Source organism: Rhodococcus yunnanensis NBRC 103083 (assembly GCF_001895005.1).
Lineage (GTDB): Bacteria > Actinomycetota > Actinomycetes > Mycobacteriales > Mycobacteriaceae > Rhodococcoides > Rhodococcoides yunnanense.
This window is the reverse complement of sequence record NZ_BCXH01000016.1, coordinates 19,331-32,126: the sequence shown is the minus strand read 5'-3', so window position 1 is coordinate 32,126 and position 12,796 is coordinate 19,331. Positions and strand designations below refer to the sequence as shown.

Genomic DNA, 12,796 nt, shown 5'->3' with positions numbered 1-12,796 from the left:
TTGATTCAATCAATATTGACAAGAATCAATGTTAACGCGGATCGTGGAGGGTGACCAGCGCAGAGGAGTCCAGTCATGAGCGTTCTCGATGCCCCGCGGGGGCTGCACAACGTCGTTGTCACGGCTACGTCGATCGGTGACGTGCGAGGCGACGAGGGTTTCTACCACTATCGGCAGTACTCGGCCATCGACATCGCGACGCATCTGACCTTCGAGGACGCGTGGTACCTCATGGTGGAGGGTGCGCTGCCCACCGACGCGGAGCGACGCGAGTTCCTGCGCGCGGCGGCGCCCCTTCGGGTGCTGCCGGAGGAGGTGCGAGCGGCCGTCGCGGCAGTTGCCGAGTCCGGTCCGAAGCAACCGCTGTTCGCGTTGCGGACGGTGCTGTCCGGATTGGTCGATCCGGTGCCGCTGTACGAGTCGGCGGAGTCGGACAAGCGTGCGATCGCGCTCCGCCTGTGCGCGATGACTCCCACCATTCTTGCTGCGGTGCATCGCATCCGGTCCGGTCTGCAGCCGATCGAACCGCGTGCGGATCTGACGACAGCGCAGAATTGGCTGTACATGATCACCGGCGACGTACCCGAGGACGCGCACGCCAAGGCCGTCGATCGCTACCTCACGGCCACGATCGACCACGGTTTCAACGCATCCACGTTCACCGCGAGGGTGGTCGCTTCGACGGGATCGGACGTGACGTCCGCGGTGTGCGCGGCGATCGGCGCTTTCGCCGGGCCCCTGCACGGAGGCGCACCGGACAGGGCTCTCGACGGGTTGGATCAGATCGCCGACATCGACGCCGCTGATTCGTGGGCACGATCGAAAATCAGTGCGGGCGAACGCATCATGGGTTTCGGTCACCCGGTGTATCGGACCGAGGATCCGCGGTCGGTGTTGCTCCGCGACACTGCACAGGAACTCGGCGGTGAGCTGATCGCCAAAGCCGTCCAGGTCGAGAAGATCGTTGCCACTGCGCTCGCGGATCTCAAACCCGACCGGAAGCTGTATGCGAACGTCGAGTACTACGCCGGAGTCCTGATGGAGCTGTGTGGGATTCCGCGGTCGATGTTCACCCCGACCTTCGCGTGCAGTCGCATGGTCGGGTGGTGTGCCAACATCGTCGAGCAATCGCACGACAGCAAGATCATTCGGCCGATCGCGCGTTACGACGGACCGCCCGCCCCTCAGCCATTACCGGTGCAGCAGTAGATAATTGCGGGATCTGAGGCAGTGCTGAAGCAGAGGCGGTGCTGGTTCAGAGGCGGCGGGCGAAGACGGCGAGGATCGTCGACCATGCCAGCGCAAGGAGACCGCGAGCGGCCTTGGGGGACAGTGCCGTCGACCAGACCGTCGTGATTCCCGACGGCGTGTCCTCGCGGCCGTCGAATCGGTCCTCCAGCCAGTCGAGGGTCAGCGGCGCCGACAGCGGGTGCAACGACAGATGCTCGCTGAGACGGTCGCGGATGTAGGTGACGTGGACCCCGTTGTCGAGGTAGCGGTCGACCTGGCCGTCGACGTCGTCGACGGCGATGACCTGGTCGTGCACAGCTTGGACGACGAGCATCGGCACCGAGGGCGCGGTGCGGCCCGGCTGAATTGCCTCGAACACTTCGAGAATCTCGGGCATCGCCAGCAGGTCCGCGAGCGGGATGTCGATGTAGTTGTCGAGATCGTGTTTCGCGAGTTTCCTGACCGCGGCGACGGTGGTGAGGTCGTCGACCGACTCGAGCACGGCCAATCCGTCGGCGTTGACGTGCTCGCGCACGACACGGTCGAGCTCCGGGTAGGTACGCCGTAGTCCTTCGACGACGAGCGTCGGCAGCCCGGCATGCAGTGTGGCATTGAGCCTGGTGAACGCAGATGCGGGATCTCCGACGGGTGATCCGAGGGCTGCTCCGACGAGTTCGATCTCGGGCGCGTACTCCGGGGCCATCTCCGCCGCCCACGATGTGGCCAGTCCGCCGCCCGAGTATCCCCATAAGCCGACCGGTGTGTCGTAGGAAAGCCCGAGCGGTGCGAACTGCAACGCTGCTCGAACTCCGTCGAGGGTGCAGAAGCCAGGTTCACGTGGCGATCCCCAATGCCCGCCTGGGCCTTCGTGATCCGGGATGGACACCACCCAGCCGCGGCGCAGTGTGTGGAGAACGAGCACGAACTCGAACTGTGGGACCGCGCCCAGCGCCTTCGCGCCGCGCTGCAGTGCATACGACGGGAAGCACTTCGACGAAACGGCATCGATGGCGCATTGATACGACAGCAGACGAGGTGCCTGCGCGACGCGCCCCTGCTGCATGAGAACGGTCGTCACACCGGCTTGCGGCGCGCCGTGAAGATCGGTCGTGCGGTACAGCAGCTGCCAGGCGTCGACATGCTGTGGGATCGACCCGTACAGCGCCACCTCGACCTCGCGGTGCCGCAGCACCGTCCCTGGCTCGGCTGTCTCGAAGCCGGCAGGAGGGGTGTAGAAGGCGTCGTCCTCGGGCAGCAGCGCCCGCGTCGGCCGCGGTGATTCCTCGGCTTGCCACGGGCTACCTGCAGTTTCTCTGTCGACGCTCATCGCACACTCCTGTTTGTCGAACACGAGTGTCCGCGTCCTGGAGTTACAGTAACCAGGAGTGCGCCGATTCAATCATGCGGATGGGGCGGGCACTGCGTGGTTTCGCGGATCGCGCGGTGAAAGATCATCGACCACCGCGTCACGCGAACGGCCAGAACGACCGCAGCGACTACCGACGTGACCAGCACGGCATCTCGCAAGCTCAGGAACAAAGCAGCTGCGGCGAACAGCGTCACCAATCCGAATACGTCGAGAAAGTTCTTCATGCGGCGCGCGTCGAGCAGCACCGGTGGAGGGTCTCCTGCGGGATCGTCGACGGGAAAAGTCGTCGGGATACTTTTGTCGCACAGCGCGGCCTGGTCGATTGTCATGATTTTCGGTTCCTCCCCTTGTCCGCGCACTTGTTACCCCGAATAACGACTATTCAATCCTGAGAGATCGACATCACTCCGAAACCCACGGTGTCAACGCGGCGTTCCGTTCGCTACAGTATCGACACTGATTGTCATTAACAACTAGACACGGGACGTCGTTCTGATGAAGCAACCTTCGGCCACCGCGGTACGCAGCACCGGCGCGCCGCCTTTCGCCTCGCCCCAACGCTTTCGCGTTCTGCTGGCGATGTTGGGCTGCGCTGTCGTCGTCATCGCAGCGGCGTCGGTCGGCATCGGCGCCGTCACCGTCGGACTCGGCGACATCTGGAGTTCGGTCGGACAGCATCTCGGCGTGGTGGGGGCGTCGTCGTCGACGCCGGTCAGCGACCAGATCATCTGGCAGGTCCGCGTCCCGCGAACCATTCTCGCCGTTGTCGTCGGCGCGGGTCTTGCGATAGCGGGCGTCGTCATCCAGGTTGTCGTGCGCAACCCACTGGGCGACCCGTACTTGATCGGAATCGTGCCGGGCGCAAGCTTGGGAGCCGTCGTCGTCATCGTCTTCGGCGCTGGGGCGCTCGGCGGTGTGTCACTGTCCGCTGCCGCGTTTCTCGGCGGTCTCCTAGCGTTTGCGCTCGTGTTCGTCCTCGCCCGACGAGGTGGGCAGTGGCCTCCGACGCGAATCGTGCTGGCAGGTGTCGCCGTCGGGTACCTCGTCTCCTCGTTCACGTTCTACTTCCAGACCATCGCGACACCGAATCAGTCGCAGCGCGTACTGTTCTGGAGCCTGGGTTCGATTGCGGGTGCATCGTGGGAGAGCCTGCTGACGCCCGCGGTCGTCATCGCGGCGGCCACGACATGGCTGCTGTGGAACAGTGCGCGTCTGAACGCACTCGCATCCGGCACCGACCTCGGCTACTCGCTCGGCATCGACGTCGCACGATTCCAACTGACGCTGATGGTCGTGGTGTCGATACTGACCGGCGCCATCGTCGCAGAAGTCGGCGGCATCGGATTCGTCGGCCTGGTCGTACCCCACATCGCGCGCCTACTCGTCGGTGCCGATCACCGCCGAGTCGTCCTCACCGCAACGCTGCTCGGCGCGTGTTTTCTGCCCTTGTCCGACATCGCGGCCCGCGTGCTCCGCGCCCCCGCCGAACTACCCATCGGTGTGGTCACTTCGGCCATCGGTGCACCGTTCTTCCTGTACCTGCTGGTCACCGCCGGGCGGACGGCGAGGCCTCGATGAAACTAGACGCAGACGGCGTCGTCGTCGCCATCGACGGCACCGCGATCCTCACCGACGGCGTTGTTCATGCCGCATCAGGCTCGGTGGTCGGCCTCCTCGGACCCAATGGCAGCGGAAAATCGACGCTGCTGCGCACGCTGTATCGAGCCCTCACGCCGACCGGCGGAACGATCGTGCTGGGCGACGACGACCTTCGCCGGCTCAGCGCCCGCGAATCAGCGATCAGGACTGCGGTTGTACTGCAAGATGATTCGCCGGAGTTCGAGTTCACCGCCCGCGAGATCATCGAGCTCGGACGCATCCCGCACAACACCGGGCTGCGACGCTTCGGCGCAGCCGATGTCGCCGCGGTGGACACCGCCGTCATGGCAGCCGGCGTCGCGCACCTCGTCGACCGTCAGATCTCGACCCTGTCCGGCGGCGAGCGCCAACGCGTCTTCGTAGCCCGGGCGCTCGCCCAGCAAGCCCCGATATTGATTCTCGACGAACCGACCAACCACCTCGACATCTCGGCGCAGATCGACCTTCTCGAACTGCTCACCGCAACCGACGCCACCGTCGTGGTCGCGTTACACGACATCGACCTCGCCGCCGCATACTGCGACACCTTGTTCGTCATGAAGTCCGGTGCCCTTGTCGCACAGGGAACTCCTACCGAAGTCTTGACGACGGAGATGCTGCGCAGCGTGTACGGCGTCGATTCGGTCGTCGCCGTCAACCCGCTCTCCGGCCGACCTTGCGTCCATTTCGGCCCTGCCAACCGGCACCGCGCCGATACCCACATCGAAAGAAGTCAAGCATGAGGATCGCCGTACGAACAGGAACTGCCGCCGCAGCAACAGTTCTCCTGCTCTCCGCCTGTTCGAGCGGGCAGGCCCAGCCCACTGCTGCCGACACCGGCACCCGGTCGTACCCGGTGACCGTGACCAGTTGCGGTGTCGACTACACCTACGACGCCCCGCCTTCGCGTGCACTTCTCGGAGCCCCAGGTGTCATCGCCACCCTCGATGCGCTCGGCGTCGCCGACAGCGCAATCGGATATGCCAACGGCAGCTACGTATTCGATGGAATCGACAGGTTTCCGGGCTTGACCTCCAACACCGACGACTATGCGCCCTCACGGGAATTTCTCATCGGAGCATCACCTGATCTGTTCCTGTCCAACGACGAAGGACAGCTCGGCGGTCAGGGCTCGGCCGGCCCCGACGACCTGGACACAGCAAGCGGCAATCTCTACGTCCTCGGTGAATACTGCTCGAACAGTCCCGCACCCACTACGATCGACGCGGTCTACACCGATGTGGAGAACCTCGGCGCCATCTACGGCGTCCCGGACAAGGCAGCGGAGGTCGTGACCTCGCTGCGCGGTCGCGTTGCCGCAGCACGAGCTTCGAACACCGACACAGCTCAGCTGTCGGCAGCGGTCGTCCAGAGCTTCGACGGCAAGCTGTATGCCCTGAGCGGTTCCTACTACAGCGCGGTCGTCGAAGCGCTCGGGATGAACAACGAATTCGCCGACATAGACGGCAATTTCGCGGAGATCACCCCCGAAGCTGCGTTGAGCGCCGCACCCGACGTCGTCTTGGTGCAGTACGCCGGATCCGACAAGGACGCCTCCGCTGCCGTGACGGAGATATCGGCTGTGCTCGCCAACTCACCAGCAGTGCAGAACTTCCGGGTGTACCCGCAGAACGAAGCCGACTTCCAGGCCGCCGGAGTCCGGATCATCGATGCTGTCGAGAGCGCGGCGGACAACGTGTTCAGCAGGTGACCCCGACGAGCGCTCGGGCGGCGCTGGGGGCCACGTTCCGGCTGATGGTGCTCGCACGCACCATCGCCTGGTTCGGATCCGCCGTCGCGCTGGTCGCCCTTCCGCTCGTCGTCTACCGAACCACTGGAAGTGCGTCGGCCACTGCGCTTCTCGCCGCTGTCGAGTCGGCGCCGTACCTGGTGTTCGGGCTGTTCGCCGGTGCCGTTGCCGACCGGTGGCGACGTCGTCCGACAATGGTCGTCACCGCTGTCGCCGCGTGCGCTGCGGTGGCGTCGATACCGGTCGCCCACTCAGCGGCGATCCTGACGACGACACACGTGTTCGTGGCGGCGTTCGTCAGCGCCGCCGCACTGGTGTTCTTCGACGCTGCAGGCTTCGGGTTGCTGCCCTCGTTGGTGCCGCGGGAGCGCCTCGCCGACGCTGTGGGGCAGCAAACCGCGATGGCGACCGTCATCACCATGGCAGGGCCCGCGCTCGGCGGCGTACTCATCGCGGCGTCGTCGCCGTTCGCCGCACTGGCCCTCAACGCCGTCGCCTTCGCGGCGGCTGCCGTCGTCCTGTGCTGGGTGCGCGAACCCGAACCATCCGCGCGGACGGAACCACCACACTTGTGGCGTGATATCGGCCAGGGAGTGCGCTTCATCTGGGGGCACACGCTCGTGCGGTTGCTCACCTTGATCGGCACCGGCAACAGCGTTGCCGGTGGCATCATGACCGGGCTTCTCGTCGTCACCGCTGTCCAGCAATACGGCGTCGACGAGAACGGCGGCGTACTGGGCCTGTTCTTCGCCGCCCTCGGGGTCGGGACGTTGATCTCGACCGTGCTGCTACCGCGCCTGTCTCGGAGATCGACGGCGGGAACGATTGCTATCTCGGGTCTGCTCGTGCAGGCGTGCGCCATCAGCGTGTGGATACTGGCTACGTCACCGGTACTGGGAGCGGTTGCGCTGGTGGTCTTTCAATGTGCAGCGTCGACGGTGATCATCAACGGCATCACCGTTCGTCATCTCGTGACCCCCGACGCGCTTCAGGGCCGGGTCAACACCACCGCACGCATGCTGGCGTGGGGCGGACAACCGGTCGGCGCAGGCGTCGCCGGGGCGGTGGTGGGGCCGGTCGGTGTTCCCATGACGCTGGCGCTGGCGGTCGGCGTCATCGTGGTCAACGCTGCATGTGCCGCCCTGTCGTCCCTACGGACCGCCAGCGCACGACTTCCACTCGACACATGATGAGCCGAGGTCTCGCCGACGTGCGAAGTGACATATGCGCCGACGTCAGGCATCGACCGGACGATCCGGCTCGCCCTCGTTCTCCAGCTCCTCGTTTTCGAGGCCGTCGTCGGAGGCGTGGAGCGAGACGTCGCTGCGGGCGATCGACAGGATCTCCTGTACGTCGTCGCGCAACGATTTGTCGCAGGCGAGGTAGCCGAGCAACGATCCGACGCACGCTACCGACGCAGTCCAGAAGAGGATCATCGGGTCGAATGCGAACGACACGTCGTACCGGGAGGCCAAGGCGGCCGCGGCAGCAGCTACACCGGTGTACGGGATGCCGAAGAGAAACACCTGACGCGCGTTGAACGACCCGGACGGTGAGAGGTGCCCGGGTAACGCGCCGAGCAACCCTGCGGCCTGCCGATCGATGCTGTAGCGCATCGTCTTCTGTGCGGCCGAGCCCTCTTCGAGCTGCTTCAGGATCTCGATGTCGGCTTTGATGCGCTCGCGGGCATCGCGGCCGCGGAGACGCGATGCGATGGCTGGGGAGGCGATGGCGATCAGCGCCAACACGATCGGACCCGCGAAGGTCAGCCAGTCGGACATGCCGAGATCATGCCATAACCGCGGCTCGGCGCCGCGATGACCGAAGTGTCAGTGCGCCTTCGGTTTGTCCGCGTAGTAGCTGCCTTCGGAGACGACGGGATCTGCCGTGGCCGGATTGCCGTCACCTGCGCGGCGTCGAGCCGAGAACATCGGTCCACGGGCTTGGACCGGTGTGGCAATTCGTGCGAGACCGGTGGGCTTGGCCATGTCGTCGTAGATCGCTTCGATGCCGCCACGCCGGAGGTACGTTTCATGCCAGAACCCCGTGCCGCCCGAGTCGCGGAGGAACGCCGTCCACCATTCGCGGTGAGGTTCGGAGCGGGTCCAGCGTTCGAGGCTGTCGAGGTCGCGCCAGTACTGCCGCATCCCGGCGTGCGGGGGGAGCAGTGACCAGATGAGGTCCTCGTGCAGCAGCAGTCCGTCGGGTTCGTCCTTCCAGGACTTGGTGATCTGAGGTCCAGTCCTGAGCAGTCGCAACAACCCTCGTGGACGGTTGACCCGCATCCCGAGGTAGACCACCACCAGGTCCGGGTAATCGGACAGATCTACGGTCGAACGGTCGACACGCATCGCACGCCCCCTGTGGTCGGTATCCCCACTCGATCTTTACGTTCCACCTGCACCGAGGTCAAGAGCCGTCGACGCCCATCCGGCAGTGTCGTCGGCATTCGGTACGGCGATGACGGCCTGCCACAACACCAACAGCTCCAGCCAGCGTGCCTCGGTGGGGCCGAGTGGTCTGACCGACTCGTACCCTGCTCGGAAGGTGCGCTGCACCTCGGGCGGTGTCGGACGCCAATCCGTGAAGCGGGTGCCGAGGTAGACGCTGGCTTTGGCGAGATCGTGCACACGGTGGCCGATCAGCACCTCGTCGAAGTCGAGGATTCCGACGACGGTGGAGTTCTCGGTCAGAATATTCGCAGCGCGAAAATCGTTGTGCAGCAACTGCGGTTCGTCGTCGAGAGCGGGCAGTGACGGGAGTAGCTCGCCGATTCGGCGTGACGCATCGGGTGCGAATCCGCGATCGCCGTCGGCCAACCAATTCTCGACGCGTCGGTGCAGCGGCTGTAGGCGAGGCGCGGTGTCGATGACATGCACGCTGCGAAGAGCGTCGTGCAGTTCCGCGAGGTGCGTGCCCGCCGATCGAACCGCTGACTCGTCGTCGATATCGAGCCAATCCCCGGTCAGCTCCGGCAGTACCGTCACCGACAGCGGACCGGTCGGCGTGCCCAGAACGACGCGGTCGAGTCCGTCCACAGTCGCGATCGGTGCCGCGACGGGCAAGCCGCGTTCCCCGAGGCCGCGCAACACTTCGGACGACGACGCCAGGCTTGCGAATCGCTCGCGTGCCCGTGACCACTTCACCACCAGCGGGCCGAGATTGCTGTCGACCCAGACGATCGCATTATGGTCACTGATCACGATGCGCGTGCAGCCGCCCGCGGTGATGCCCCATGTCCGGGCGAGGACCGTGGACACCCAGGTCTCGGCGGCGGCGACGCTGTCGAATCCGAATCGCTCGCCGAGCGCGCCCGAAGGATCGACCGACTGCTCCCACAGCATGGACAGTCCGAGCGGCAACATCTTTCGACTGTATCGAACGGCAGGCCCGCGTCGACAGAGTTGGAAGGCTCCGGGTTCGCCGCCGCACCGGTACTGACGATCTTGTAGGGCCACGGCACTGTTCGACTACCAGTGCCACGCTGCGCCGCCGACATTGTCGATGGTTCGCTGCAGAACCTGAATCGTCGTGGCGAAGTCGGCGTCACTGATGCCCTGCATCCGCTCGGCCTGCAGGTCCCGTTGAACCTGGAAGGCGCGTTCGAACTGTTCGAGACCCGACTCGGTGCATACGAGTGTCGAGCCGACCTCGCGTACCCACCCTTGGGCAACAGCGGAATCGATGGCGTCGACGATGGCGTCCGGGGTGTCGTTGTGGCCGATCTTCTCGATGGTCTCGGCTCGATCGATTCCGTCGGGACGGAGGGACAGCTGGTGCAGGAGCCACCACTCCGGCTGTGACACGCCGACCTCGAGCAGAGCGCCGCGGGTGCGCGCACGGATCGCCTCCCCGGCGCGCACCGTCCAGAAACCGATGGGCTGTTGTGCGGGCGGTTGCATAGGCCTCGTGGAAGTCATGCCTCGAACGTAGAACCTCAACGCCACTCGAGGTCAAGCGTGTGTCACGGATTGGGCACGGACGCTTCGCAGGTGGTGTCCTGCTCGGGCATGGTGCCCTCGACCAAGTAGTCGGTGATGACGCCTTGGGCGCACTCGTTCTTGCCGAGGACGTACACGCCGTGGCCGCTTCCGTCGACGGTCAGTAGCCTCGACCGGTCGCTGAACTTCTCGGCGATCAGCTCACCGCCGAGAAGTGGGGTGACGGGGTCGCGCTGGTGCTGTGCGATCAGGATGTTCGTGGGACCGTCGTCGTCGATCGCTACCGGCGCCTCGGGTTCGGACTGCCAGAACGCGCACGGCATGATATTCGCGGCAGCCGCACCGAAGAGTGGGTACGCGGCGCTGTCTTCCCTGATGGCCTGCCGGTAGGTAGCGGGGTCGTCGGGCCATTCGGCGTCGTTGCAGGTGACGGCCAGGAAGACCGACCAGGTGTTGTCCGTCGTCGACGGCGTCGCGGGAATCGGTGGCTGCTCCCCGTCCGGGGTCCCGTCACGCATGGCCACCCAGTTCTCCGCGGCCGTCTCGTAGGACCTGGGATTGTAGAGAGTGGCGAACGTCGCCAGCCGGAACAGTCGGCCGTCGATCCCGTCCACCGACGCACGATCGAGTCGGTCGGCAATGGCGAAGTAGGTGCTGCGCACTTCCTCCGGCGTGCTGCCCAGACCGTATCGATCATGGTTCGCTGCAGCCCATTTCGCGAAATCCGGGAACGTCTCTTCCATCCCGCGTGAATATCGACGCATACCGTCGTGGTCGAGATAGGTGTCGCCGATGTTGCTGTCCAACACGATTCGATCGGACGTCTCGGGGAACATCGACGCGTATGCCGCGCCGAGGGCGGTGCCGTAGGAGTAACCGAGGAAGCTGGCCTTGTCCTCACCGAGCGAGGCTCGGATCCTGTCGAGATCGCGCGCCATGTTGGCCGTGGTCACGTGCTGCAGGCGCCCGTCGTCGTTGGCGGCACACCGTGCGGCGACTTCCTGTGCCACCGAGGCTTGTTCGTCGAATGCTGCGTCGTCGAAGGCGTATGGCGGAACCGCGCCGTAATACCCGATGTCGTCGGTGAACCCGCAACTGATGGGCGAGGAGTGCCCGACCCCGCGGGTGTCGATCCCGATGAGGTCGTAGCTGTCCAAGACGCTCTGCGGCATGCCCATCGACTCGAGAAACGTGGGCTGATCCACACCGGTACCGCCTGGCCCGCCCGGGTTCAGCAACAACACCCCACGCCGCTCGTCGGGATTCTTCGACGCCAACCTGGAGATGGTGAGCTCGATCTGTTCGCCGCCAGGGTCGTCGTAATCCAGAGGCACAGGCACAGTGGCGCACTGCATTCCGGTGCTGTCGAAGTCGTCGGGGCATGCGGCCCAACTGGCAGGCGGTACGTCGGGGGCAGGTTCCGGAGGAGGGTCGGTGGGTGCGCATGCGGCGACGAGGATGCCTGTTGCAGCGACCGCTGCGGTCGTCGGTCCGAGTTTCATGGAGAGTCCTTACTGGAAGTCAGTTGCCGGCTGCGTCGAGCAGCCAGTGGTAGCGGAGCCGAAGGGAGCGTTCTGCGCTGGCGACCGCGGCCCCGACGCCGAGTGCGATGTTCAGCCACACCGGCACATCGATCGGGGAGGTGACGCTGCCGACCGAATCCGCGATCGGTGGGATGCGAGACACCGGCTCGGCGATCTGCAGTACGAGAAGAACAACGCCGATGAGCAAGAGCAACACCGAGGCGACACCGATGGCGCGGCTGACAGTGGGGTGCCTGCTGTCCAGGCGTGCGCGACGACCTTCTGCCGACGCAGGGTCAGGGGTCAGCGCGTGCTCGCTGCCGTCGTGGGTGAGGTAATGGCAACGCTTCATCCCGACGCCACTCATCGCCACCTGAATCATGCCGTCTTCGACGGGGAATTCTGCGGGCAGCTTCGACACGGCGAGGCGTCGACCGTCGCGATACAGGTTTGCTTTCACCTCACCGGAGCTCTGGTTCTGCCAATGCCGAACGTCGACGGCGTACTCGAGTCGGTCCAGTCGCAGGTAGAACAGGGCCCTGCCGGGTAGCTGCCACCATCGAAAGCGTTGTAGTGCTGATCCGTCGCCGACGTGGACGCGGCTTGCCGCCCGGCGATGCTTCCACTCGTCGAACACCATCTGCATCTCCTTCCTGGGACTAGCACGCTGTACTGTTGCGTGCGATGACCCGACGCTAGCACACCGTGCTAGTACGGTGTGCTAATCGAAGGTGGGAGGGTGCAATGACGGAGCTGAACACGCGCGCGAAGATCATCGTCGCGGCGTGCGAACTATTCGGTGAAGACCCGGCGTCGACGCTGAGTGTCCGCACGGTAGCGGCGCGGGCCGGGGTGAGCATGGGGTCGTTGCGACACCACTTTCCGACGCAGCGAGCGTTACGCGACGCCGTCCTCGAGACGATCTACGACGTCGCGACGCCTGGTGACGACGTGATCCACGACCGCACGGTACCCGCCCGCGATCGGCTGGTGCAGTGCCTGCGACAGATACTCGCCCCGCAGACCGGAACCGAGAAGCGTCAGGGGTGGATCAAGGTCTTCGAGGCGTTCATCGTCCCCGAACCCACCGACGCCATGCGCGCGGCCTACCAGAGCTTGGAAGACGAGGGACGGCGCCGGATGGAGCACTGGCTGGCAACGCTGGCCAAGGAAGGCCATGGCTCCGGCGATGATTCGGCGAAGCACGCGGACTTCTTGAACACCGTGCTGAACGGCCTGTCGATACAGCGGGCCTTGCCGTTCGAGGTATCCGCTCTCGAACACGAAACGGCGACATTGTATTTCGCTGTCGACGCGGTCCTGGGGACACAGAGGTAGCGCAGAG

At 65.2% G+C, this 12,796-nt stretch carries 14 protein-coding genes; 6 read left to right on the top strand and 8 right to left on the bottom strand.

What is annotated here, in order from left to right; all coding sequences use genetic code 11:
• The first annotated feature begins 75 nt into the window (after nt 1-75).
• Entirely contained in the window at nt 76-1,209 is a 1,134-nt protein-coding gene (locus tag RY1_RS22010) for a citrate/2-methylcitrate synthase (protein ID WP_072806185.1), read from the top strand.
• A 46-nt stretch (nt 1,210-1,255) separates the two neighbouring features.
• Here the strand turns inward: RY1_RS22010 and RY1_RS22005 are convergent, their stop codons facing one another.
• Together RY1_RS22005 and RY1_RS22000 are read right to left on the bottom strand one after the other, a co-directional pair.
• A complete protein-coding gene (locus RY1_RS22005; RefSeq protein WP_072806184.1) occupies nt 1,256-2,557 on the bottom strand; it encodes a lipase family protein in 1,302 nt (433 codons plus the stop codon).
• A 68-nt stretch (nt 2,558-2,625) separates the two neighbouring features.
• The gene (locus RY1_RS22000; protein WP_072806183.1) at nt 2,626-2,928 is read right to left on the bottom strand and encodes a hypothetical protein; all 303 of its coding nucleotides are present in this window, start codon (nt 2,926-2,928) and stop codon (nt 2,626-2,628) included.
• A 166-nt stretch (nt 2,929-3,094) separates the two neighbouring features.
• Here RY1_RS22000 and RY1_RS21995 point away from each other — a divergent pair, with 166 nt between their 5' ends.
• Genes RY1_RS21995 through RY1_RS21980 form a run of 4 tightly spaced genes read left to right on the top strand, consistent with a single transcriptional unit; the run spans nt 3,095 to nt 7,177 of the window.
• Entirely contained in the window at nt 3,095-4,177 is a 1,083-nt protein-coding gene (locus RY1_RS21995; protein WP_218019847.1) for a FecCD family ABC transporter permease, read from the top strand.
• Entirely contained in the window at nt 4,174-4,980 is an 807-nt protein-coding gene (locus RY1_RS21990) for an ABC transporter ATP-binding protein (RefSeq protein WP_072806182.1), read from the top strand. The genes RY1_RS21995 and RY1_RS21990 overlap by 4 nt, the downstream gene beginning before the upstream one ends.
• The gene (locus RY1_RS21985; protein ID WP_072806181.1) at nt 4,977-5,948 is read left to right on the top strand and encodes an ABC transporter substrate-binding protein; all 972 of its coding nucleotides are present in this window, start codon (nt 4,977-4,979) and stop codon (nt 5,946-5,948) included. Before RY1_RS21990 ends, RY1_RS21985 begins: the two co-directional genes overlap by 4 nt.
• The gene (locus RY1_RS21980) at nt 5,945-7,177 is read left to right on the top strand and encodes an MFS transporter (RefSeq protein ID WP_084727715.1); all 1,233 of its coding nucleotides are present in this window, start codon (nt 5,945-5,947) and stop codon (nt 7,175-7,177) included. Before RY1_RS21985 ends, RY1_RS21980 begins: the two co-directional genes overlap by 4 nt.
• A gap of 45 nt (nt 7,178-7,222) precedes the next feature.
• Here the strand turns inward: RY1_RS21980 and RY1_RS21975 are convergent, their stop codons facing one another.
• The 6 genes from RY1_RS21975 to RY1_RS21950 all read right to left on the bottom strand — a co-directional run bounded on the left by RY1_RS21975 (nt 7,223) and on the right by RY1_RS21950 (nt 12,091).
• Complete coding sequence (locus tag RY1_RS21975) at nt 7,223-7,768, bottom strand: hypothetical protein (protein ID WP_072806180.1); 546 nt, start codon at nt 7,766-7,768, stop codon at nt 7,223-7,225.
• A gap of 48 nt (nt 7,769-7,816) precedes the next feature.
• Nucleotides 7,817-8,338, bottom strand: coding sequence for a phenylacetaldoxime dehydratase family protein (locus RY1_RS21970; RefSeq protein WP_072806179.1), 522 nt, complete (start codon nt 8,336-8,338; stop codon nt 7,817-7,819).
• A 36-nt stretch (nt 8,339-8,374) separates the two neighbouring features.
• The gene (locus RY1_RS21965; RefSeq protein ID WP_072806178.1) at nt 8,375-9,352 is read right to left on the bottom strand and encodes a phosphotransferase enzyme family protein; all 978 of its coding nucleotides are present in this window, start codon (nt 9,350-9,352) and stop codon (nt 8,375-8,377) included.
• A 105-nt stretch (nt 9,353-9,457) separates the two neighbouring features.
• Nucleotides 9,458-9,907, bottom strand: a complete 450-nt coding sequence (locus tag RY1_RS21960) for a MarR family winged helix-turn-helix transcriptional regulator (protein WP_072806177.1) — start codon at nt 9,905-9,907, stop codon at nt 9,458-9,460.
• A 44-nt stretch (nt 9,908-9,951) separates the two neighbouring features.
• Entirely contained in the window at nt 9,952-11,430 is a 1,479-nt protein-coding gene (locus tag RY1_RS21955) for an alpha/beta hydrolase (RefSeq protein WP_072806176.1), read from the bottom strand.
• Between the two features lie 19 nt (nt 11,431-11,449).
• Complete coding sequence (locus tag RY1_RS21950; protein ID WP_072806286.1) at nt 11,450-12,091, bottom strand: hypothetical protein; 642 nt, start codon at nt 12,089-12,091, stop codon at nt 11,450-11,452.
• Nucleotides 12,092-12,195: 104 nt separating this feature from the next.
• On the opposite strand from RY1_RS21950, the gene RY1_RS21945 reads away from it, so the two are divergent.
• Nucleotides 12,196-12,789: a TetR/AcrR family transcriptional regulator gene (locus tag RY1_RS21945; RefSeq protein ID WP_072806175.1), complete on the top strand. Its 594-nt coding sequence runs from the start codon at nt 12,196-12,198 to the stop codon at nt 12,787-12,789.
• Nucleotides 12,790-12,796 lie beyond the last annotated feature (7 nt).

Coding starts and splice junctions, on each gene's coding strand:
- RY1_RS22010 (WP_072806185.1), top strand. CDS start 76: ATGAGCGTTCTCGATGCCCCGCGGGGGCTGCACAACGTCGTTGTCACG.
- RY1_RS22005 (WP_072806184.1), bottom strand. CDS start 2,557: ATGAGCGTCGACAGAGAAACTGCAGGTAGCCCGTGGCAAGCCGAGGAA.
- RY1_RS22000 (WP_072806183.1), bottom strand. CDS start 2,928: ATGACAATCGACCAGGCCGCGCTGTGCGACAAAAGTATCCCGACGACT.
- RY1_RS21995 (WP_218019847.1), top strand. CDS start 3,095: ATGAAGCAACCTTCGGCCACCGCGGTACGCAGCACCGGCGCGCCGCCT.
- RY1_RS21990 (WP_072806182.1), top strand. CDS start 4,174: ATGAAACTAGACGCAGACGGCGTCGTCGTCGCCATCGACGGCACCGCG.
- RY1_RS21985 (WP_072806181.1), top strand. CDS start 4,977: ATGAGGATCGCCGTACGAACAGGAACTGCCGCCGCAGCAACAGTTCTC.
- RY1_RS21975 (WP_072806180.1), bottom strand. CDS start 7,768: ATGTCCGACTGGCTGACCTTCGCGGGTCCGATCGTGTTGGCGCTGATC.
- RY1_RS21970 (WP_072806179.1), bottom strand. CDS start 8,338: ATGCGTGTCGACCGTTCGACCGTAGATCTGTCCGATTACCCGGACCTG.
- RY1_RS21965 (WP_072806178.1), bottom strand. CDS start 9,352: ATGTTGCCGCTCGGACTGTCCATGCTGTGGGAGCAGTCGGTCGATCCT.
- RY1_RS21960 (WP_072806177.1), bottom strand. CDS start 9,907: ATGACTTCCACGAGGCCTATGCAACCGCCCGCACAACAGCCCATCGGT.
- RY1_RS21955 (WP_072806176.1), bottom strand. CDS start 11,430: ATGAAACTCGGACCGACGACCGCAGCGGTCGCTGCAACAGGCATCCTC.
- RY1_RS21950 (WP_072806286.1), bottom strand. CDS start 12,091: ATGGTGTTCGACGAGTGGAAGCATCGCCGGGCGGCAAGCCGCGTCCAC.
- RY1_RS21945 (WP_072806175.1), top strand. CDS start 12,196: ATGACGGAGCTGAACACGCGCGCGAAGATCATCGTCGCGGCGTGCGAA.